Raw genomic sequence first — 22,268 nt, 5'->3', positions numbered from 1 at the left:
TCTCCGCGTGAATCTAAGACACCAGCTGCAGCCTCCGCGCGATCCGCCAGCCGACGGTCTTCATCCACGCATAGCTAGGCCAGCGCGGCGGCATCGCGGGGTCGAGCCCCATGCGCCGCAACGCGGCGTTGGCGGCATGCGCTTCGGATTCGCGATAGCTCCATTCGCTGCGCCAGGTGATCGACAGCGAGATCGACGGCGCATCGCCATTGGCGACGAAATGGGGCGCCATCACGGGCATCAGCACCGCGTCGCCGGGGCCGAGCGGCACCTGCTGCGCGTCGTCCTTATACGCCTCTTCCCATGGTAGGTTGCGATGGCCGCCGGTGTGATAGCGTTCGTGCTCGCGGCGGTGCGCGAAACGTTCGTCGCCCGCGGGCCACACGTTCATCACCTTGTGTCCCCTGAGCTGGAGCAGGATATTATGCTCGGGGTCGAAGTGGAACGGCGTGATCGATCCCGGCGACGAGATGAAGATGAAGCCCTGCGGCGTCAGCATCGCGCCGGTGCGCGGACTCACGACGGGTTCGAGTTCGCCGAGCAGATCCATCAGCAGTGTGCGATACGCCTCCACATTTTCGATATTCTTGAGCACCGCCCAGCTGCCGTTCGTATCGATCGTGCGGATCGTTTCGCCGATCGACAGACCGTTCGACGGCACGTCCTCGGGCCGGATGCCGATCGGCACATCGCCCGGATTATATTCGACCGCGCTCGCGGGCAGGCTTTCGCCGAGCGTCGCGAGCGCCTCGATCGACAGCAAGGGATGGTCGGGAAGATGGTGGTGGAGCAATCCCGCTTGCTGCGGATAAAGCGCCGCCATCCGCTCGAGCGTTTCGGGAGGGAAGACGGGCCGGTCGATGGGCTGATGCGCGGTCATGTCGGACTTTCATCTTCATATGCGGGCGCGGCGGCCCCCTTCCAGCGCCGCCACAGACGCTCGGCCTTGCCCAGCATCGCAAAGCGCAGCCGGTCGGCGGGCGCCGACAACGGGACGTTAACCCAAACCAGCGCGCGCCGCTCGCGCCAGACGCTGTCGATCATCGGGTGCCCGGGCGCGGCGCAGCTGTCGACCCATAGGATGCGCGGATCGTCCAGCAGATCGAGATTCGCCTGTTGCAGCAGCACTCCGGGCGAGAAGCGGGCATATTCCTCGTCGAACGCGGTCTTGAACGAAAAGCCGCCGGGCGGGCAGAGGAAATTGACCAGCATCGCCAGCGGGCGGCCGTCCAGATCGAGCGCGCGCATGTCGAGCCTGCCCGCGCCCGCCGCGCCGGTCAGCACCGCGCGAAACCACGCCTCCGTATCGCTATGGCTCGCGAGCGCCGATCCCGCGCGCCCCTTCCAGCCGCGCGCTTCGAGGATGAGGAAGGCGTCGATCCACGGCTCGATCCCCTCGCCCGCCTGCCAGCGGCGAAGGCTGACCGCGCCCTCTTCGGCGAGCCGGTTCGCCTGACGGCGCAATTCCTTGCGCTTCTTCGCCCGCACCGCCGCATCCCAATATTCACCGGGCGACAGCGGGCTTTCGAGCAACGCGCGTTCTTCGCGATGCACCACGACCGCCTCGCCGCCCCGCGCCCGCGCAACCTCGACGAGCGCGCGGTGGAGCGGACCGTCTTCGGTCAAGCGCGGAACATGCACCAGCGTGTGCGCCCAAGGCGCCGCATCGCACCAGCCGAGCAGAATCGACCAGAAGAGGCTTTCGAAACCGGCGCGCACCAACGGCGCTCCGTGAAAATGATTGGGGTGCGCCCAGCCGGTGACGTGACGCAGCGGCAGGCGACCATAACGGGCGGCGGGCGCGACCGGCATAACACCGATCACCGGCCCGTCGCTGCCGCCCTGCACGAGCACCAGCCGCGCATGGCGTTCGGGATCGAGCAGGTGGAGCGCCGATTGCAGGCACCAGCGTTCGGCAAAGGGGTTGGGCTCGCTCGCCTCGCCCGCGAGTTGGTCCCACGCCGCCGCGAAGTCGCCCGAAAGCGACAGCGGGTCGACGACGCGCACGGTGAGTGGCGCGGCTTCGGCATCGTTCGTCGGAAAGGCGGGATGGACCGTCATCGGCGAGAGACTAGCAGCGAAGCGTTAAGATGGCGTGGCGATTCGTTCGAGGTTTGCCGAATGCCGCCCGATCGAGACGACGGGTAGCGGCCGATTGCGGACCTCTCCTAGTCAAGCCCCTCCCCTTCAGGGGAGGGGCAACGAAGACTTGGCAGCTTGCTGCCTAGTCGCAGTGGGGTGGGGGCCATCGACCTCGCGCAAGGCCGATGGCCCCCACCCCAACCCCTCCCCTGAAGGGGAGGGGCTTGATGGATCGCAACGTCCGCTCCCCACCCCAAAACCCACGCGACAGTTCAAATCCCGAACAGCTTCGCCAGCGACTTCTCGAGCATGAAGAATTGCCAGATCAGCCGGCCGTGGTCGCGGCGGCCCGACTGATGCGCGGCGACGATGCGTTCGATCTCGGCCATGTCGAACCAGCCCGAGCGCGCGAGCGTCGACGAGGTCGCGAGCGCCTTCGCCTGCTCGACCAGCGGGCCGCGGAACCACGCCGACACCGGCGTCACGAATCCCATCTTCGGCCGGTAAAGAATATCGTGCGGCAGATAGCGTTCCATCGCCTGTTTCATGATCGCCTTCCCCCTTCCGCGCTTGACGCGCATCGACGCGGGCAGGCTCGCGGCGAATTCGATCAGGCGATAGTCGAGCAGCGGCTCGCGCGCTTCGAGGCTGACCGCCATGCTCATCCGATCGGTCTTGGTCAAAATGTCGCCGGGCAGCCAGATCATCAGGTCGGCATATTGCGCGCGGTCGAGCGCCTCGCGCGCGGGCGCGTCGCGCATCGCTTTCCAGTAGCGCGCTTCGGCGACATGATCGCCGAGAGCATGGATTGCCGCATCGTTGAAGAGCCTGGCGCGCTGCGCCGGCCCGGTCACGCCGACCGCCTCGGCATAGCCCTCCGCTCCGCTCTTCGAGAGGCTGGCGAGCGTCGCGCGGGCGCGCAGCGGGCGCGGCGCCCAGTCCATTTGCGGCCAGACATGCGACAGCGGACCGAGCAGGCCGCGGCGGAGGAAGCCGGGGATCAGCCCGCGCAGGCGTTCCTCCTGATGCTGAAAGACCAGGCGGCGGTATCCCGCGAACGCCTCGTCGGCGCCGTCGCCCGACAGCGCGACCGTCACCTCCTCGCGCGCGAGCTCGCAGACGCGGTAGGTCGGCAGCGCGCTTGCATCGGCGAAGGGTTCGTCGAACATGTCGGCGATCCGGTCGACAAGCGCGAAATCGCCCGAAGAAACGGTGCGCGTGCGATGATCGGTCGCGAACCGCTCGGCGATCACCTGCGCATGGGCCGTCTCGTCGAGCGCCGCCTGGTCGAAGCCGATCGTGCAGGTCTTGACCGCCTTCCTGCTCGCCTCGGCCATCAGCGCGACGACCGCGCTCGAATCGACCCCGCCCGACAGAAAGGCGCCGAGCGGCACGTCGGCGACCATGCGGTCGGTCACCGCGGCGCGCATCAGATGGACGAGATGCTCGGCCGCCTCGCCTTCGGACGCGCGGATACGCTTCGAAAAATCGGGTGCCCACCAGCGCGCCGGCGCGGGAACGGGCTTGCCGCGTTCGAGCATCAGATAGTGGCCGGCAGGCAGTTTCTCGACCCCCGCGACGATGCAATTGTCGTCGGGGACATAGCCGAAGGCAAGGAAATCCTCGATCGCGGTGAGATTGGCTTCCTGCCGCAGCAAGGGATTGCGCAGCAGCCCCTTCAGTTCCGAGGCGAACGCGACCGACCTATCGGACAGGCGGACATAGTGGAGCGGCTTCACCCCCAGCCGGTCGCGCGCGAGGAACAGGCATCCGCGCTGGTGATCGTGGATCGCGAAGGCGAACATGCCGTTGAGCCGCGAGAGGCAATCGGGGCCCCATTGGCGCCATGCGGCGATGATGACTTCGGTATCACCGCTGGTGCGGAAACGGTGGCCGCGATCCTCGAGTTCGGCGCGCAGTTCGCGGAAATTATAGATTTCGCCATTGTAGGTGAGCGTGACGGCTTCGTCATCGCTCGCCATCGGCTGCGGACTGCCCGCGATGTCGATGATCGACAGGCGAAGATGCGCCAGGCCGACGCCGGGCGCGGTCCACTCGCCCGACCCGTCGGGGCCGCGATGCTGCATCGGCTGCAGCATCGCGCGCAGGCGCGCCGGGTCGACCGGCTTCGCGGTTTCGAGATGATAGATGCCCGCGATGCCGCACATATGCTGATCGCTTAGCGGGTTTTCAGCGCGCGGTCAGCCATCGCTTTGACCCCACCCGACGCGGAAAGGAAATCGGTGATCGCATTGAGACCGCCGTGCCGCTCTTCGCTCGATATGATCAGCGACAGAGCGCGCGGGTCGCCGCCGAGCAGCCGCGCGCGGAGACCGGCGAGCTTGGCGCGGCGCGGGTCGCCCGTCACCGTGCCGCCGACGACATACCAGGTGGCGGCATCGCGCAGCACCGGGCCGGGATGGAGCAGGCGCTCGGTCCTTGCCCCTTCGACCGCGGGCAGCACGGCACTCCACGCCCATTTGCTTTCGAGGTCGACCGCCCCCTGTCCGAAAGCGACGACTTCGCGCCCTTCAGCCTGGCGCTCATAGCCGCCGATCGCCACGGTCACGACCTGCCCCTGGTCGTTCGCGAACTGACGGAGCAACCGCTGGTCGGCGCCGTCGAAGCGCGGTGCCCAGGCTGTGCCGCCGACGCGCGCGTTGCGCCAGCCCGGGGGCGCCTCGACCGCCATGGTTTCGGGCAGCGGCGCGCTGCGTCCGCCAACGAGCAGTCCCCAGCCGGCGAAAAGCAATGGAACCGCCAGCGCGGCGGGCAGCACCGCTTTGGCGGCACCGGCAAAGCGCGGAATGCCGTCCAGCCCGCGCACATCGACCGCGGGGTCGTTCGCCGGCCGGTCGAACCAGCGCAGCGCGACGAGCATCACGAGCAGGATGACGAGGCCGAAGAAAATCCAGCCGTAGAAGATATGGTCGATGCCCCCCGCCGCCTCGATCCCCCAGATTTCAGCGGCGACCATCGTGCCATAAGCGCGCAGCGCATTGGCGAGGATCGTCGTCGCGAGCGCCGCCGCAACGAAGACGATCCGCCGCGTCCAGCTCTTGAAGCAGAGGTGCGCCGCGAACACCGAGTAAGCGAGCATCGCGATCAGGAAATTGACCCCCGAACATTCCTCGGCAACCTCGAAAAAGCCCGCTTTTGTCGTGATGAACACGCCCTGCATCGCTGCGGCGAAGCCCGAGAGATGGAGCAGGACGACGCTGATACGCGCGGTGAAGGTCTGGAGCAGCGGCACCAATTCTTCGCCGAACGGCACGAGCAGCAGCGCATAGCCGAGCGGGAAGAGCAGTCCGCGCACCAGCTTTTCGCCGAGCGCCGCCCCGACCGCACCCTGCAGCATCAGCACGAGCCCGAGTTGCCGGAACAGCCCGACTCCCGCCGCCTCGCCCACGAGCCAAACCAGCCCCGCCCCGGCCATCCAGATAAGCGCGGGCCACCAGAAGACGGGCGTCAGCGGGCGGAGCAGCGCCACGCGCTGCGACACCAGCCAGCCGATCATCGGCACCATCAGCAGGCAATGGGTGAAGGTCGAACTATGCCACCAGATGCCCGCCATGTCGGCGGCGTCGCGCCGGAAGAGCAGGAGGATGACCGCCGCGAGCAGGCCGAGCGCGGCGAGATGGCGCTGCCAGCGCGTCACGCGGGCAGTCCCAGCAGATCGCCGAGCGGCGCCATGCGTGCATCCCAGCCGTAACGCGCGATCATCCGCGCGCGCGCCGCCTGCCCCATCTTGGCCGCGAGGTTGCGGTCGTCAAAGAGCGTGCAAACGGCGTCGGCCGTCGCTTCCGCGTCATCGGCGACGAGCAGATGTTCGCCCGGCACGGCGTCGATCCCCGTTGCGGCGGCGGCGCTCGCAACCACCGGGCGCGCCATCGCCATCGCTTCGAGCAGCTTGTTCTGCACCCCGCGCGCAAGCAGCAGCGGCGCGACCACGGCGTCGGCGGCGGCGAGCCACGGGCGCACATCGGGCACCTCGCCGGTCACGGTCACGCCGGGCAGAGCTTCCAGCGCACGCACCTCGTCGGTCGGCGCGCGGCCGACGATCGCGAAGCGGACCGACGGATGGCGCGTGCGAACCAGCGGCAGAATGTCGGCAGCGAACCAGCGGACCGCGTCGATATTGGGCCGGTAATCCATCTGGCCGGTGAAGACCGCGAGCGGCCGCTCGCCCGCGCCGACCGCTTCCAGCCGAAGCGCCGGATCGAAGCGGCCGGTGTCGATGCCGTTCCCGACCGGACGCACCCTGTCGGCGCCGAGGCCGCTTCGGCTGCGGAACAGGGCCGCCTCCGCCTCGCTGACGAACAGGCTCGCATCGACGCGGCGCGCGACCTTCGCCTCATAGGTGGCGAGCAGGCGCGCCTCGCGGCTGTGGACCCAGTTCAGCGGCTGGCGCCTGTCCTGCTCGGCATAAGTCGCGAATTTAGCCGAATCGACGTCGACGAAATCCATCAGCACCGGCCCGTCGAAACGAGCGGGGAGATATTGCGCCATCTGGCCCGAGAAGGCGACGATATGGCTGATGCCGCCCTGCCCGACCAGCGCGTCGACATGGCGGGCGAGCGCGGCGCTCCGGAACAGGCGGTTCGACACCGGCTCGCCGGTGAGGACGGCTTGCGCGAGCGCAAGCGGGCGCGATGCCTTGCGCACTTCGATCGCCAGGCCTTTGCAAAGCCGCGCCATTTTTTCGCGAGCGAGCTTGGCATCGGCTTCATTGTCGGCGAGCGCCGCGACATGCACCGGCGCGAGCTTCGCCAGCGCTTCGAACATATGCCAGCTTCGGATCCGGTCGCCGCGGTCGGGGGGCCATGGCGCGCGGTGAACGAGAAACAGGATTTCGGCCATTAACCGAGCCCCTAGCCCAACCCACGCGCGATCAGCGGTCCGATCCGGTTCGCCGCCCATAGCGGCAGCTTTTTCCAGAGATCGACCTGCATCCGGTATCGGGCGCTGTTCGGGTTCGTGTCGCGCGGCGTTTCCCCGGGCGCGAGCCAGCGCGCGTAGACGAGCGGCCGCGGTTCGAAGCCCCAATTCTTCTTGTAGGCGAAGGGGCCGGTGCCGAGCTTCGAGCGGCCGAAATCGAAGCGCGTGCAGCCCCGTTCGCGCGCGTGGCGCATCAGCGCGAAATACATGAGTTCATTGGCGCGCAGCCGCCGCGCGTCGGCGGTGCCGCCGCCCCAATAGGGCATCACCGTGCCGCGCCAAAAAAGACTGAACACGCTCGCAACGGGGCGCCCTCCGTCGCGCACCGTCAATATGTCGGCATCGCCCGCGAAAGCGTCGAGCACGGCGTCGAACAGCGCCTTCGGGAAAACCGGCGTGCCCAGATTGCGGACGCTGGTGGCGTAGATGCGATAATGGTCGCGGCGCTCGGCCGCATCGCGGCCCGTCGTGACGGTCAGCCCGCTTTCCAGCACCTTGCGCACCTCGGCGCGCTGCTTGCGGGGGATGGCGAGGAGTTCGGCGTCATCGTCGGCCGCGAGGTCGCGCGCGAAGCCGGCGTAGACGCCCTCTTCGCGGGCCCATCCCTCGCCTTCGGGCAGCGGACCGCCGCGCAGTTCGACCGAGGGCACGCCGAGCGACCGGGCCATTGCCGCCGCGCCGTCGGCAAGCGTCGCAGCGACCGCCGGATCGCCGGCGAGAATGCCGCCACCGACCGCGAAACCGCTGCCGACGAGCGCCTGCCCGAACAAGGGCGAGCGGATATGGTGGAGAGGCAGGATGCCGGTAAGCGCGCCGCTGGCATCGCGCGCGGTGACGAGGTGGCAGCGATGCCCGGTCGCCTTGGTGATTGCTTCGCACCAAGCGCGGCTGTGGAACGGCGTCGCATCCGGATGGCCGGCGACATAGGCATCCCATTCGCTCGCGTCGGAAAGCGGCGCGCCCGAAAATCGGTCCTTCACGGCAAGCACCGGCGCATTCACGCCGCGGCGCGCCACGGCTGCGCGCGCTGCTGCTGCGCGGGAAGCAGGGCATCGGCGCGCGTCCAATCGAAGTCGGCGAGCAGTTTCTTGAGTTTGCCAGCCATGGCCGACAAGCCGCTGTAATGGCGGATTTTCGATTTGATCGGCGCATCGGCGACGCGCGGCTGGCCGGGGTCGATCTCCCACGGATGGAAATAGAGGATCGCCGGATGCCCTTCCGCATTCATCCGCGCGATCGCCCAGCGCGTGAAGCCATAGGGCAGCATACGCATGAAGCCGCCGCCGCCCGCCGCCAAGGTGCGCCCCGCGACGCGCGCGGTCGTGACCGGCCATTCGACAAGATCGCTGCCCGGCACCGGCCGCCACGCGTGGCGCGGACTTTGCGGCCAGCCATAATGATCATGAACGACGGGAGCGACGCTCGACGAATAGGCATAGCCTTGTTCGGCGAGCAACTGATGCGCCCAAGGCGTACGCGTATCGACCGAGAAGCTCGGCGCGCGATAGCCGCGCACCGTGACGCCGCCAAGATTCTCAAGGATCGCCTGCGTCTTTTTGAGGTCGGCGGCAAATTCGTCGGCGGTCATGTTGAACACGCGCTTGTGATCATAGCCGTGGCTGGCAAGCTCGTGCCCCGCCGCGACAATGCGCTTGATCAGCGCGGGATAGCGTTCGGCGACCCAGCCGAGCGTGAAGAAAGTCCCGGTCGCGCCCGCATCGGCGAAAATCTGCAGCACCGCGTCGCAATTCGCCTCGACCCGGCATTCGAGCGCCGGCCAGTCGGCGCGGTCGATCGTGCGCTCAAAGGCGCCGACCTGGAACCAGTCCTCGACATCGACCGACAGGCCGTTCTGCATTTTTCTTCACCTCCGCCGATCCTTTAAGGCGGGATCCGCCGCGAGTAAAAGATATGTTCCCCCGCGAAGGCGGGGGCCCATCACCGACTGGCGCCATCTCGCGCCGCCGGATGATGGATCCCCGCCTTCGCGGGGATACACAACGTAAATTCCGCCCTCCTCAGGCTATCACGCCGCCCAAGTCCGCGACGTCGCCGGGTTGGGCGCATTTTCGGGATCGCGCTCGACCCATTCGATCAGCAGGTCGAGCACGCGGCGGAGCGCGGCGTCCTGCTCGACAAGGCGTTCCTCGAGCGATGCGACCTGCGCTTCGAGCGCCGCAAGATGCTCGGGATCGATCGCCGGCGCGGCGGGCGCTTCAGGCGCATCCTCTTCGGCGGCGGGCGGGGTCAGGGTGATGACCTGCGCCGGTTCGGCGGGTGCGGCGAATGGGGCCGATCCTTCTGCGACGGGTTCGACAGCGCGCTGCGGCCATTCGAGCGGCGTCTCGTTCACGGCGGCCGGAGCGGCGAAAGCCGCGGGCGTCGGCGCCACCGCGGTCGCGGCGGCCGCGACGACCTCCTCGACCGGCAGCGGCGCGAGCGTCGAGGCGTCGATGCCGCGATCGGCCTCGATCTCGGCGACGACCGAGCGCACATTCTGCGCGGTGATGCGGTTCATCTGTTCGACCGCGCCATAGAGCAGAAGCCGGCTGACGAGGACGTTCAATTTGCGCGGCACGCCTTCGCTGTAATCGAAGATTTCCTCGAACGCGTCGGGGCTGAAGCTGGGGTTGCCCGTCCAGCCGACCTTGCCGAGACGGTGGAGGATATAGGGTTCGACCTCCTCGGGCTCCATCGGGTCGAGGTGGTGCGTCGCGATCACGCGCTGGCGCAGTTGCTCGAGCGTCGGCGAGTGGAAGAGCGTCTGGCGGAACTCGGGCTGGCCGAGCAGGAAGATTTGCAGCAGCGAATGGCCGCCCAGCTGGAAGTTCGACAGCATCCTGAGCTCTTCGAGCGCCGAGATCGCGAGATTCTGCCCTTCGTCGACGATCAGCAGCGTGCGCTTGCCCGCGCGCGCCTGTTCGCGAAGATATTGTTCCATCGACCGCAGCAGCTCGGCCTTGCTCTCGCCTTCCCATTCGATGCCGAACTGTTCGGCGACAAGGCGGAGCAGGTCGTCGCCCTCGACCTGCGTCGACACCAGCTTGACCGCGGTCAGGCGGCTGGGATCGATCGTATTCATGAGGTGCCCGACAAGCGTCGTCTTGCCCGCGCCGACATCGCCGGTGATGACGATGAAGCCCTCGCCCTGCGCCAGACCATAGCCGAGGTAGGACATCGCCTTGCGGTGCGTGCCGCTTTCGAAATAGAAATGCGGGTCAGGCGTCAGCTGGAACGGACGTCCGGTGAAACCATAATATTGATCGTACATCGCTTATATTCCCGTCTGACTGGTCAGAAATTGTAACGCAGTCCCACCAAAGCTGAGCCGATAAGCTGGCTGTTGAAGCCTTCCTGATCGAAGGCGTTGAGGCTGGCCGCCGCGGTCCCGGTGAGGCCGCGCCAGAAGCGCCGCGAATAGGCAGCCGACAATCCGGCCGACTGGACGTCGCTCGCCCCGGGGGCGCCGTTGTCGAAATAATTGACATAGCCCGACAGGCTGAGGTCCGAATCGACGTCGAGCTGGCGGCCCGCCGAGACGAAGAGATAATAGCTCTCGTCCTTGATCCCGTTGAGCCCGCCGATCGGCGACAGTTGCGGCGCGAGCAACTTGCGCTGGTCGTAACCGATACCGACGCCATAGGCCCAGCCGGAGAAGCGCGACGACAGCGTCGCCTGGACGCCACGGCTGCGATATTGCGCCGAGGTCGCACTGCCGAGCTGGTTGTTCAGGCAGCCGCCGCCCTGCTGGCCGAATACGCACGGATTGATGTTGCCGCCGATCGGGTTGCGCGTCGGATCGAACTGCGTCGGCAGCGCGGCAAGCCCGCCCGACAGCCCGCGGCCGAGGCTGGACAGCCCGTCGTAGACGCCGACCTGGATCGTCGTCGCATGGTCGGCGCGATAGGCGAAGCTGCCGGTATAGATGGTATCGCCATAGCGGCGCCCGACCCTAGCTGTAAGGGATGTGCGGCGGCTCGGCCGCCACATCACCCCGGCGTCCCAGATCAGCCCGTCGGTGTCGAACGACAGGCGGCGCGGGGTCGATTTGTCGGTGACGAAGCGACCGTTCGCGTCACGCACGGGCACGCCGTCGGCGTCCAGCACCGGATCGCGCTGGCCGATCTCGATATCCTCGTAACCGACGCCGCCGAGCAGCGCCACCGTCGGCCCGATCGGCACGGTGACGTCGGCGCGGGCGTATTTGCCCTCGTACCGCTGGTCGAGCTGGCTCGCATCCTCGCGCTCGTAGCCGCCCGACACCTGCCAGCCGAACGGCAGGTCGCCCGGACGCGCGCCAAGGCTGGCCCAGGCGACATGGTTGGTCGAGCTGTCGAAAATATCCTGCGGCTGCGTGCCGGGCGACAGGATCGCGGGTTGATCGACATCGACCTTGGTATAGCCGAAGCGATAGCCGGCGCCGAAGTCGAGCCCGCCGATCCGCCGCGCGAGCGTCGGCCCGGCGTAGACCGAATAGAGGTTGGCGACATTGCTGGCGTCGCCGATGAACAGGCCGCTGTCGGCGCCCTGCCCGTCGGCGCGCGTGCGCGTCGCGAGCGCCCCGCCTTCGAGGTTGAGTCCGCGCGCGACTTCCAGCCGCCCGCGCGCGAGGCCGCTGACAACGTCAGTATCGCCCTGATCGCCCCAGCCGAATTGATGCTCGTACCGCAGGGTTGCGGCGAGTTCGACACGGCGCGTCACGATCGCGGCGTCGATGCCGGCCGCGACGGTCGTGTAGGTGAGCACGTCGCCGCCATTTTTGAGGTCGGCGGTCAGCACCTGCCCGACCTCGAGATAGGGGCTGACATCGACCTGGCGCTGGGTGCGCTGGCGTTCGCCGCGCTCCGCCGTGCGGCCCGATTCCGCCGCGGGCGCGCTGGGTGGCGTATCGCCTCCGGAGCCCGGATCGCCCGAAAATTGCGCGTGCGCGCCCGTCGCTGTCCCGGCGAGCAGAAGCCCCGCCAGTATAGCCACCGGCCGACAGGACCAACCTCGCTCCGTCATCCCGGCGAAGGCCGGAATCTCGCCCTCGCGGTTTGACGCACCGGCGAGATCCCGGCCTTCGCCGGGATGACGAAATCCAGGTCGAAGGGGGCGGCGAAGCGCACTCATCACGCGCCTCCCTGTCCGTAATAGGTGCCGAAGCGGCGGCCGCCGGGCGAGAATTTCACGCCGTTGAGGAGCAGCTGGATATGCGGGCACGCGCCCATCAGCCCGATCGCGTCGCGCAGCGCGGATTCGAGCGTTTCGTCGGCGCGCACGACCATGATCGTCTGGCCGACATGACCCGCAAGCACGGCGGCGGGCGAGGCGGCGAGCACCGGCGGCGAATCGAGGATCAGGATGCGGCCCGGCGCGCCGGCTTCGAGCTGCGCCAGCAAGGTCTCGGTGCGTGCCGAGGCGAGCAGCTCGGTGTCGTGCATATGCTGGGTGCCGGCGGGCATCACTTTCAATCCCGCGATGTCGGTCTGGATCAGGCAATCGCCTACGGCCAAATGCGGGTCGGCGAGCGCGTCCATCAGGCCCGGACCGTCTTCCAGCCCCAGCGCCTCGATCACGCTCGGCTTCGCGATGTCGGCGTCGATCAGCAGCACGTCGTGATCGGCCTCGACCGCGAGGCTGAGCGCCAGATTGACCGCCGAGAAGGTCTTGCCCTCGCCCGGGTTCGCCGAGGCGATCAGCACGCGGTGGCCGCGCGGCAGGATCGGGCGGTTGCCCGCGCCGCCGAAATTGCGGATGAGTTCGCGCTTCACGATGCGATATTCTTCGGCGATGCCGGTGACCGGCGTACCCGGCACGATCATGCCGCACGAGGCGAGCCGATCGCGGTCGATCGTCCCCTGCCGCGCCGGGACGATCGCGGGCGCCGCCTTCGCGACATCCTTGCGCGGCGACGGCTTCGGCGACGGGGCGGGTTCGACGGCGGGCGCCGCCTCGAGGATTTCGGGTTGCGGCGCCTCGGCAGCCGGCTTGGCCGGCTCGGCCTTTTTCGCCTTTTTCTCCGGCTCGGGCGGCAGGTTCGACACGTCGATCGTCGGCGCATTGGCGGCCGGATCGAGCCCGAACATGTCGGCTGCGCGTTCGAGGAGCGAGGGCGGGCGCTTGACTTTGCGTTGATCGTTCATGTCATCGTCCCCCGTCACGCAACCATGCCGCGCTGGATGAATTCGGCGACGAGCAGCAAGGCATAGAGGCCGACGAGCGCACCACCGCCGCTAGCCAGCCAGACCAGCTTCTTGCGCCGGTCGATATGCCGTTCGGGGGTCACCACTTCGGTGATCGAGCCGATCACGGGCATCCCGCTCGCGCGTTCGAGCTTCGCCGCGGTCGCATAGCTGGTCCGCACCTGACCGAGCCCGAAGGCAGCACCGATGCCGCCGCCGATGCCCGCGAGCAGCACGAGCGTCAGGAACAGCGGCCGGTTGGGCGCCGCGGGGCTCGTCGGTTTCGACGGCGGATCGAGCAACTCGATCTTGACCGCGTCGGTTTCGGTCTGCACGTCGCCGCGCAGGCGCACCTGCTCGCGCTGCCCGAGCAGCTTGTCATATTGCGCCTTGAACGCGGTATATTCGCCGTTGATCCGGTCATATTCGGCGGCGATGCCGGGGTTCTGGATCTGCTGCGCCGTGATCTTCGCAATGTCGCCCATCAACTGGCTCTTGCGCGCCGACAGCGCGCTCACCGTCGCCTGGCGTTCGGCGCGCATCGCGGCGAGCGAGGCATAGGCGGGATTCTGGATTCCGCCGCCGCCGCCCGCGCCTTCGCGGTCGGCCATGGCCTTGAGCGAAGCGATCTGGCTCTTGATCGCGATCATGTCGGGATGCGCGTCGGTCAGGCCGCGCGCGCGCATCGACGACAGCTCGTTCTGCGCGCCCGCGAGCTGCTGGCGCGCCACGCCTCCGCCGACGCCGCCCCCGCCGGGGATCGACTGGGGGGTCGAGGCGAGCTGGCCGTTCGCCGCCGCAAGCTGCGCCTGCGCGGCGACGAGCTGCGAATCGATCTGGCCGAGCTCGGCACGCGCCGCGTCGACACGCTGCGCGGGCGAGCCGGTCCCGCCGGGAATCAGCCCGATATTCTGCGCCTCGAACGCGGCGCGGCGCGCCTCGACCTCGCGCAGCGCCTTTTCGCGGTCGGCGATCTGCGAATCGAGGAATTTCAGGCTCTCGCGCGCATTCATCCGGCCGCCGCGCAGCTGATCGTCGCGAACGACGGTGATCAGGCTGTCGAGCACGCCCGACGCGAGCTTGGCATTGTCGGCGTCGGAGAGGCTGCCGACCGCAATGCTCGAGGTGATTTCGAAGATATTATCCTGTTGCGGAACGACCTTGATACTCTTTTGCAGCATCGCGACCGTGCCGGCCTTTTCGCGGTCGTTCGCCCCGGCGGGGAGCAGCCCCGTCGTCGCCGCGACCTTTTCCATGTTGCGCGCGCTGGTCAGCGTCTCGCGAATCTGGTCGATCCGCGGTCCCCGGCCGCCCTGCGCCTCGTCGGGCAGGATCTGGTTGATGTCGACGAGCAGGCGCGCGCGGCTGTCATAGCGGTTCGGGATCGACGCGATGGCGAGCCAGCCGAGGATGCAGATGCCCCAGGCGACCGCCAGCACGAGCCAGCGGCGCGTCCAGACGCTGTGCAATGCCACCCGGAATTCGTCGTAAAGGCTGTTCATCGCTCGAAGTCTATCCTTGGGAGATGGGTGGGCGGCCGGTCGCGATCAGAACATGCTTTCGGGGATGATGATCACATCGCCCGGCTGGAGCCGCACGTTCGCCTTGATATCGCCGCGCTTGATCAGGTCATTAAGCCGCAGGGCGAACTCCTGCTGCTTCCCACTGCCCTTGTCGAAACGGACGAGTCGCGCTTTGTTTCCAGCGGCATATTCGCCCAAGCCGCCGACTGCAATCATCGCGTCGAGCACGGTCATGTTGGCGCGGAACGGGATCGAGGCGGGCTTCTCGGTCGCGCCGACGATCCGCACCTGCTGCGAGAAGGTGCTGTTGAAGCTGGTGACGATCACGCTGACGATCGGGTCAGTGATATATTGGCTGAGCTGGAGCTTGATGTCCTGTTGCAGCATCGTGGGGGTTTTCCCCACCGCGGGCATGTCGGTGATGAGCGGCGTGGTGATGCGGCCATCGGGGCGCACCTGCACCTTGCCGCCGAGTTCGGGGTTGCGCCACACGAAGATCTGAAGCTCGTCGAGCGGGCCGATGATATATTCCTCGCCCGGCCCCTCCTGGTTCGCGACGAAATTCGCGCTGGGCAGCTGCGGCGCGTTGCCGGCGCCCATGCACGCCGTCAGCGCGGTCGCGGCGATGCCCGAGACGAGCGCGGCGCGCGCGATGCGGAGCGAGGGGAACGAAGTCATAATCATCAACCTTTCGAGCCGTCAGGGGGAGCCGCGGTCCGGACCTTCGCGGCGACAGCCTTTGCGTCAGTGTCCGCCATTGCTCGAAAAGGGTGAACATAATGTTAGTATTGAGATAAGTTTGGACCGCATCGCGGCAAAACTGTCCCGAAAGGGAACAGATGTCGCCGCGTCAGACGAGCATTTCGCGCGCCGGCCCCTGCCCCAGAAACGCCGCCGGGCTCGCGCTCGCCCCATAGGCGCCGGCCTGGAAGATCGCGATCAGGTCGCCGACCTCGGCGCGCGGGAGCGCGACCTGATCGCCGAGCCGGTCGAGCGGGGTGCAGAGGCAGCCCACGACCGACACCGTCTCGGCGGGTTCGCGGCCGAAGGCATTGGCGAGGGCGATGGGATAGTTGCGGCGGATCACCGTGCCGAAATTGCCGCTCGCGGCGAGTTGGTGGTGAAGGCCGCCATCGGTGACGAGGAAGGTCTCGCCGTGACTGACCTTGCGATCGACGATGCGCGTCAGATAGACCCCCGCCTCGGCGACGAGCCAGCGCCCCAGCTCCATCGCGAAGCGGCTGTCCGCCAGCACCGCGTCGCGCGTGCCCAGCGTTTCGCCGAGCGCCTGCCCGACCGCCGCCGCATCGACCGCCGTATCGCCGGGGAAATAGGGCACGCCCATGCCGCCGCCCAGATTGACGAGCGGTGGCGCCCTGCCGATCTCATTCGCCAGCCGCGCGGCGAGCGCGACGGTCTGCGCCTGCGTCTCGGCGATCGCGGCGGCATCAAGTGCCTGCGATCCCGCGAAGATATGAAAGCCGCGCCAGTCGGCGCCGGCATCGATCAGGCGGCGGACGAGCGCCGGAACCTCGGCGGCATCGACGCCGAAGGGCTTGGCGCCGCCCCCCATCTTCATCCCCGAACCCTTTAGGTCGAAATCGGGATTGACGCGTACCGCGAGCCTTGGCGCGACGCCCAGATGATCCGCAATCGACAGCGCGCGCTCGGCCTCACCCGCCGATTCGAGATTGAGCGCCGCGCCGGCGGCGATCGCCGCATCGAGCTCGCGATCGCGCTTGCCGGGACCGGCGAAGCTGATGTCCGCCGCCGCCATGCCGCTCGCCAGCGCCGCCTTGAGTTCGCCGCCCGACGCGACGTCGAAGCCATCGACGAGCTCCGCCATGAAGGCGAGCAGCGGCGCATAGGGGTTCGCCTTCATCGCATAGTGAAGTTGCACTTCGGCGGGCATCGCGGCGCGCCATTCGGCGACGCGCGCGGTCAGCATCGCGCTGTCGTAGACGAAAAGCGGCGTGTCGCCCGCCGCATCGACGAGCATTTCGGCGCGGTCGCCCCCGATCAGCAGCATGCCGTCGGGATCGGCGACGTAACCGGGCGGGATCGGTCCGTGCGGCTTCATGCTGGCTCTCCTTGCGTCCAGCCCGCGGCGATCGCAACGCGGTCGAGCTTGCCGTTGGGGTTGCGCGGCAGTTCGTCGCGCCATGCGACGACCTGGGGTTGCATGAAATTGGGCAAGTTCTGGCGAAGCCAGGCCGCGAGCCCCTCTTCGTCGGCCGCCCCCTCCTTGCCGCGCACGATCAGGACGATCGCGGCGCCCAGCCGCGCATCGGGCACGCCGAACGCGACGGCTTCGTAGATCAGCCCCGACGCGACCGCGGCGTCCTCGACCTCGGTCGGGCTGACGCGGTTGCCCGCGGTCTTGATCATCGCATCGTCGCGGCCAACGAAATAAAGGAGACCTTCGGCGTCGCGGCGGACGGTGTCGCCCGACCACACCGCGGTGCCGCCATAGCGCGAGGCGGCGGGCGCGGGCTTGAACCGCTGCGCCGTTCGTTCTTCGTCGCGCCAATAGCCTTGGGCGACAAGCGGGCCTGTATGGACGAGCTCGCCCGGCTCGTCGTCGGCGGTGACGCTGCCGTCGGGGCGGCAGACGAGGATTTCAGCATGCGGGATCGCGCGGCCCATCGACGTCGGATGATCGGCGACGAGCGCGGGGTCGAGGAAGGTCGAGCGGAACGCCTCGGTGAGGCCGTACATCGGGTAAATGTCGGCCTGCGGAAAAGTCCGGCGCATCGCGTCGATCAGCGACGGGGTCAGCGCGCCGCCGCTGTTGGTGAGCCGCCGGAGGAGGCCCGCGGCTTCGGCGGGCCATTCAGCCTCGACGAGTTGCACCCAGAGCGGCGGCACCCCGGCGAGCGTCGTTATCCCATGCCGCGCCACCGCCTTCACGACATCGCGCGCGGTCAGATAGTCGAGCGGCGCGACCGTCGCGCCCGCATACCAGCTCGAAAGCAACTGATTCTGCCCATAGTCGAAACTGAGCGGCAGCACGCCGAGCACGCGGTCGGCGGGAGATAGCTTGAGATAGGAGGCGACGCTTTCGGCGCCGAGCCACAGGTTCGCATGGCTCAGCATCACCCCCTTCGGCCGCCCGGTCGAACCGCTGGTGTAGAGGATCGCGGCAAGGTCGTCGGGCTCGGCGATCGACGGCGGCAGCCCCTGCCCGCCGGAATCGATCACCTCTTCGGCGATCTTCAGGTCTTGGAGCATGCAGTCTTCGGGGCGTCCATCACCCAGCATGTCGGCGCGCGAGCCATTGGCGACGAGCAGCTTAGCCCCGCTGTCGGTAAGGATATGCGCGACCTGCGGCCCTTTGAGCAGCGGGTTGACCGGCACATGGATCAGCCCCGCGCGCGCCGCGGCGAGCGGCATCAGGCAGGCCGCCCTCGTCTTCGCGCTCCAGCTCGCGACGCGCTCGCCGGGGCCGCCCGCCTGTTCAAGCAGCCACGCGGCGAGCCGCCCGACTCCGGCGTCGAGATCGGCAAAGCTCGTGACCCGATCGCCGATCAGCAGCGCAGCCGCATCCGCCGCGCCGCGCAGGGCGAGATGGTCGATCGGAAACGAAGGCGGGTTTTCGGCTTTGGTCATCGGCTGTTAGGAGTGAGGTGATAGAGGGCCGCACGATGCAAGGGAACGGTGAAGATCAGGCTAATGATGATGCGGCGAAAGCCGCAGGCTTTGCCTCGCCCTTCGACCACGCAACATGGTTCGACCTGCTCGAAGCATATGGGTTCGCCGGCGAAGGCCGCGTCGATGCGCGCGGAGAAAGCGAAGGCGTCACCGCCTGGCTGCCGCTGCGCCGCGAGAAAGCCGGGCATCTCGCTGGCCTGACCAACTGGTACAGCTTCTCGATCCGCCCGCTTTTCAGTGGCAGCGGCGACCGGTCCACCGCGCTCGCCGACCTTTTCGGACGCTTGCGCGAACGGACTGCGCGGCTGTCGCTCTACCCCGTTCCCGACGCTGATCGCGCCAGCATCGTCGCAGCTTTGCACGCCGCCGGTTGGTGGGTGCAAGCAGCGTCCGCTGGCGATCGCCACTGGCTCGATCTCTCCAATATGGATCATGACGGGTGGTGGGAAAGCCGTCCCGGCGCACTCAAAAATACGGTCAAGCGCAAGGCTAAAAAGGGGATCGTCGATCTTGCGCTGTTCTCCGCCTTCGATGCCGAAGCTTGGGCCGCTTATGAAACCATCTATGCCGCAAGCTGGAAACCCGAAGAGGGCGACGCCGCGCTGCTCCGCGCTTTTGCCGAGAGCGAAAGTGCGCGCGGCACCTTCCGCATGGGACTCGCCGGTATCGAGCACCAACCGGTCGCGGCGCAGTTCTGGACGGTCGAGGACGGCACCGCCTTCATCCACAAGCTCGCGCATGTCGAGGACAGCCTGAAAGCCTCTCCCGGCACCTTGCTCTCGGCGGCGCTGTTCCGTCATGTCATCGAGGTCGACGGCGTGAAACGGATTGATTTCGGCACCGGCAACGACGCCTATAAGCGCGACTGGATGAACCGGCACGAGCCGCTGTGGCGCATCGAGGCTTTCAATCCGTCGCGTGTCGCGGCATGGGGACCGGCGTTGAAGGCTTTTGCCCGTTCCATGCTGAGGAAAGAAACGTGACCGATAGCAGCTCCGTCGATGCCACCCTTCGCGCCCTGCTCGCCGATGTGCTCGGGCTGGGTGAGGAACGCGCCGCCGCGCTGACCGGCGACAGCGGCCTGTTCGGCGAACTGCCCGAATTCGATTCGATGGCGGTCGCGACGGTGCTCACCGAGATGGAGGACCGGCTCGGCATCCTCATCGACGATGATGAGGTCGATGGCGAGATCTTTGAAACCTACGGCAATCTCCTCGCCTTCTCGCTGCGCAAGGTTGCGGGTTGAACCACATCCCTTCCTCTCTTCCGTTCGCCCTGAGCTTGTCGAAGGGCCGTTCTTTTCTTTCCGGCGTCGAAAGAAGGAAGGACGGTCCTTCGACAAGCTCAGGACAAACGGGAGCTGGTTCGGGCCGCTGAATAAGGCGATGTCCCTTTCCGAACATCACCTGCGCATCGACCCCGCGGGCGCTCCCCGCGCCACTATCGTCATCGTCCCGCCGCTGTTCGAGGAAGCGAACCGCACGCGCCGAACGCTGGTGCTTGCGATGCGGGCGCTCGCGGCGGACGGCTTTGCGGCGCTGATCCCCGACCTGCCGGGGCAGAATGAAAGCCTCGTGCCGCTTGCCGAGGTCGACCTCGAACGGTGGCAGGATGCGCTGACCGAGGTCGTCGCGGGCATCGAGGGACCGGTGGTGGTCGCGTCGGTGCGCGGCGGTGCGTTGATCGACCATCGCGCAAAGGCCTCGGCATGGTGGCGGCTCGCCCCCGTGGGCGGTGCGTCGCTGCTCCGCACGCTTCTACGCGCGCGCGTGGCGGCGGATCGCGAGGCCGGCGTGGCCTCATCGCTCGACAGCCTGCAGGCCATGGCGGTGTCCCAAGCCCTGCTGCTCGCGGGCAACGCGCTGTCACCGGCGATGGTCGCGCAACTGGGACAGGCGGAGGCGCAGCCGGTCGAACCGCTGCGCAGCGTCGCGCTGGGCGCCGGCGGCATCGCGGGCACGCCGCTGTGGCTGCGCGCCGAGCCCGGCGAGGACGCCCCGATGGCGGCGGCGATCGCTGCCGACATCGCCACCTGGAGCAAGACATGCGGCATCAGCTGAGCTTCGATTGCGAAGGCGCCGCACTCGCCGCATCGTTCGACGACGCACCCGGCGGCACCGGGCTGCTGATCGTGTCCGGAGGCAATGAAATCCGCAGCGGCGCGCATCGCGGCATGGCGATGCTGGCGCAGCGCGTGGCGGCAGCGGGGCATTCGGTCTTCCGCTTCGACCGGCGCGGCATCGGCGACAGCGAGGGAGAAAACCACGGCTTTGAAGAGAGCGGTCCCGACATTGCCGCGGCAATCGCAGCTTTCCGCCAAGCAGCACCCCATGTCGCGCGCGTCGTCGCCTTCGGCAATTGCGACGCGGCGAGCGCCCTGCTGCTGCACCAGCCGCTCGCGCTGGACGCGCTGATCCTCGCCAATCCATGGACCTATGAAGGGCAGGATGAGGACGAAGGGGGCGAACCAGCCCTGCCGCCCGCCTCCGCCATTCGCGCGCGCTATCTGTCACGGCTCAAGGACCCGAAGAGCCTGCTCCGCCTGGTGAGGGGCGAGATCGATTTCCGCAAATTGGTCCGCGGCCTGTCGGCGCTAAATCAGGCGCCCCAGCCGGCGGCACCGGACAGCCTCGCCTCTCGCCTCGAAAGCACGCTCGCCGGACTTTCCTGTCCGGCGACGATCCTGCTCGCGACCGGCGACCGCACCGCCCAGGCTTTTGCTGGCCATTGCCCGGCGGCGCTGGACCGCGTCCCGGTCGAACGCCTCGCCAGCGCCTCGCACAGCTTTGCGGGCGACGATGCCGACTGGCTGGTTGAGCGGATATTGGCCGTTCTTTCATAGCCGTCGCCCCCGCGAAGGCGGGGGCCGCTGGCAGCCTTGCTCGGCCGCGCCCGCGTAAACCGATAGCGGCCCCCGCCTTCGCGGGGGCGACGTGATGATCAGGCCGTCGCCATCGCGTGATATTCGGCTTCGGCCAGGAACCGCTCCGCGTCGAGCGCGGCCATGCAGCCCATGCCCGCGGCGGTCACCGCCTGGCGATAGATTTTGTCGGTCACGTCGCCCGCCGCGAAGACGCCCGGGATCGCCGTCAGCGACGTGCCCGGCGTCACCTGAAGATAACCATCGTCGTCCAGCGGCAGCTTGCCCTTGAACAATTCGGTCGACGGGCTGTGGCCGATCGCGACGAAGCCGCCATCGGTCGGCTCGTGGCTCGCCGCGCCGGTGACGGTGTCGATCAGGTCGACGCCGACGAGGCCCGAGACACCCTCACCGCCGACGAAACGCTCGACCTTCTTGTTCCACAAGACCTTGATCTTCGGATTGACCATCAGCCGGTCCTGCAGGATCTTTTCGGCGCGCAGGCTGTCGCGGCGATGGATCAGCGTCACATCGTCGCTATGGTTGGTCAGGTAAAGCGCCTCCTCAACCGCGGTGTTGCCGCCGCCGATCACCACGACCTTCTTGCCGCGATAGAAGAAGCCATCGCACGTCGCGCAGGCCGAAACGCCCTTGCCACCCAGTTCCTGCTCGCCCGGAACGCCGAGCCACTTCGCCTGCGCGCCGGTCGCGATCACCAGCGTTTCGGCCATATAGACGTCGCCGCCGTCGCCGGTCAGCTTGAACGGGCGGCGCGACAGGTCGACGTCGACGATCGTGTCCCAGATCATGCTCGTGCCGACGTGCATCGCCTGCGCGGTCATCTGCTCCATCAGCCACGGGCCCTGGATCACCTCCGCGAAACCCGGATAATTTTCGACGTCGGTGGTGATCGTCAGCTGGCCGCCGGGCTGCAGCCCCTGCACCACGATCGGCATCATGCCCGCGCGCGCGGCATAGATGGCGGCCGAGAGGCCGGCGGGACCGGAACCGAGGATGAGCATCTTGGTATGGTGGACGGCGGGCATGGCG

19 protein-coding genes are annotated in these 22,268 nt (G+C 67.8%); 4 read left to right on the top strand and 15 right to left on the bottom strand.

Translation table 11 applies throughout. The annotated features are described in order from the left end of the window. Positions 1-13: 13 nt before the first annotated feature. The 14 genes from QZL87_RS04200 to QZL87_RS04135 form a co-directional block, all read right to left on the bottom strand. Complete coding sequence (locus tag QZL87_RS04200; protein WP_295324087.1) at positions 14-880, bottom strand: cupin-like domain-containing protein; 867 nt, start codon at positions 878-880, stop codon at positions 14-16. Next, entirely contained in the window at positions 877-2,061 is a 1,185-nt protein-coding gene (locus QZL87_RS04195; RefSeq protein WP_295324085.1) for a GNAT family N-acetyltransferase, read from the bottom strand. Before QZL87_RS04195 ends, QZL87_RS04200 begins: the two co-directional genes overlap by 4 nt. A 293-nt stretch (positions 2,062-2,354) precedes the next feature. Beyond that, on the bottom strand, positions 2,355-4,250 hold the full coding sequence (locus QZL87_RS04190; protein WP_295324082.1) for an XrtA/PEP-CTERM system amidotransferase: 1,896 nt from the start codon (positions 4,248-4,250) through the stop codon (positions 2,355-2,357). 11 nt (positions 4,251-4,261) lie between these two features. After that, on the bottom strand, positions 4,262-5,740 hold the full coding sequence (xrtA, locus tag QZL87_RS04185; protein WP_295324079.1) for an exosortase A: 1,479 nt from the start codon (positions 5,738-5,740) through the stop codon (positions 4,262-4,264). Continuing rightward, positions 5,737-6,942 (bottom strand): TIGR03087 family PEP-CTERM/XrtA system glycosyltransferase, encoded by a 1,206-nt coding sequence (locus QZL87_RS04180; RefSeq protein WP_295324076.1) that lies wholly within the window; start codon positions 6,940-6,942, stop codon positions 5,737-5,739. The genes xrtA and QZL87_RS04180 overlap by 4 nt, the downstream gene beginning before the upstream one ends. A gap of 11 nt (positions 6,943-6,953) precedes the next feature. Then, entirely contained in the window at positions 6,954-8,000 is a 1,047-nt protein-coding gene (locus tag QZL87_RS04175; RefSeq protein ID WP_295326747.1) for a FemAB family XrtA/PEP-CTERM system-associated protein, read from the bottom strand. 17 nt (positions 8,001-8,017) lie between these two features. Further along, positions 8,018-8,878: an XrtA system polysaccharide deacetylase gene (locus tag QZL87_RS04170; protein WP_295324075.1), complete on the bottom strand. Its 861-nt coding sequence runs from the start codon at positions 8,876-8,878 to the stop codon at positions 8,018-8,020. Positions 8,879-9,046: 168 nt separating this feature from the next. Further along, positions 9,047-10,291, bottom strand: a complete 1,245-nt coding sequence (locus tag QZL87_RS04165; RefSeq protein WP_295324073.1) for an XrtA/PEP-CTERM system-associated ATPase — start codon at positions 10,289-10,291, stop codon at positions 9,047-9,049. A gap of 23 nt (positions 10,292-10,314) precedes the next feature. Beyond that, entirely contained in the window at positions 10,315-11,994 is a 1,680-nt protein-coding gene (locus QZL87_RS04160) for a hypothetical protein (protein WP_295324072.1), read from the bottom strand. A gap of 137 nt (positions 11,995-12,131) precedes the next feature. Further along, on the bottom strand, positions 12,132-13,145 hold the full coding sequence (locus tag QZL87_RS04155) for a P-loop NTPase (protein ID WP_295324070.1): 1,014 nt from the start codon (positions 13,143-13,145) through the stop codon (positions 12,132-12,134). A gap of 14 nt (positions 13,146-13,159) precedes the next feature. Continuing rightward, positions 13,160-14,686, bottom strand: coding sequence for an XrtA system polysaccharide chain length determinant (locus tag QZL87_RS04150; protein ID WP_295324067.1), 1,527 nt, complete (start codon positions 14,684-14,686; stop codon positions 13,160-13,162). Between the two features lie 45 nt (positions 14,687-14,731). Next, a complete protein-coding gene (locus tag QZL87_RS04145; protein WP_295324065.1) occupies positions 14,732-15,385 on the bottom strand; it encodes an XrtA/PEP-CTERM system exopolysaccharide export protein in 654 nt (217 codons plus the stop codon). 172 nt (positions 15,386-15,557) lie between these two features. Then, the gene (locus QZL87_RS04140; protein WP_295324062.1) at positions 15,558-16,787 is read right to left on the bottom strand and encodes a pyridoxal-dependent decarboxylase, exosortase A system-associated; all 1,230 of its coding nucleotides are present in this window, start codon (positions 16,785-16,787) and stop codon (positions 15,558-15,560) included. Continuing rightward, a complete protein-coding gene (locus QZL87_RS04135; RefSeq protein WP_295324059.1) occupies positions 16,784-18,316 on the bottom strand; it encodes an acyl-CoA ligase (AMP-forming), exosortase A system-associated in 1,533 nt (510 codons plus the stop codon). Before QZL87_RS04135 ends, QZL87_RS04140 begins: the two co-directional genes overlap by 4 nt. A gap of 35 nt (positions 18,317-18,351) precedes the next feature. On the opposite strand from QZL87_RS04135, the gene QZL87_RS04130 reads away from it, so the two are divergent. The 4 genes from QZL87_RS04130 (at position 18,352) to QZL87_RS04115 (ending at position 21,200) form a co-directional block, all read left to right on the top strand. Further along, entirely contained in the window at positions 18,352-19,341 is a 990-nt protein-coding gene (locus tag QZL87_RS04130) for a GNAT family N-acetyltransferase (RefSeq protein WP_295324056.1), read from the top strand. Further along, on the top strand, positions 19,338-19,604 hold the full coding sequence (locus QZL87_RS04125; protein WP_295324054.1) for a phosphopantetheine-binding protein: 267 nt from the start codon (positions 19,338-19,340) through the stop codon (positions 19,602-19,604). Before QZL87_RS04130 ends, QZL87_RS04125 begins: the two co-directional genes overlap by 4 nt. A gap of 139 nt (positions 19,605-19,743) precedes the next feature. Then, complete coding sequence (locus QZL87_RS04120; protein WP_295324052.1) at positions 19,744-20,418, top strand: hypothetical protein; 675 nt, start codon at positions 19,744-19,746, stop codon at positions 20,416-20,418. Beyond that, complete coding sequence (locus QZL87_RS04115) at positions 20,403-21,200, top strand: hydrolase 1, exosortase A system-associated (RefSeq protein ID WP_295324049.1); 798 nt, start codon at positions 20,403-20,405, stop codon at positions 21,198-21,200. The genes QZL87_RS04120 and QZL87_RS04115 overlap by 16 nt, the downstream gene beginning before the upstream one ends. 98 nt (positions 21,201-21,298) lie before the next feature. Here the strand turns inward: QZL87_RS04115 and trxB are convergent, their stop codons facing one another. Further along, the gene (trxB, locus tag QZL87_RS04110; RefSeq protein WP_295324047.1) at positions 21,299-22,264 is read right to left on the bottom strand and encodes a thioredoxin-disulfide reductase; all 966 of its coding nucleotides are present in this window, start codon (positions 22,262-22,264) and stop codon (positions 21,299-21,301) included. Between the last annotated feature and the right edge of the window lie 4 nt (positions 22,265-22,268).

The organism is uncultured Sphingopyxis sp., from assembly GCF_900078365.1.
Lineage (GTDB): Bacteria > Pseudomonadota > Alphaproteobacteria > Sphingomonadales > Sphingomonadaceae > Sphingopyxis.
The sequence above is the reverse complement of the archived record's forward strand: the minus strand, read 5'-3'. Positions and strand labels throughout refer to the sequence as shown.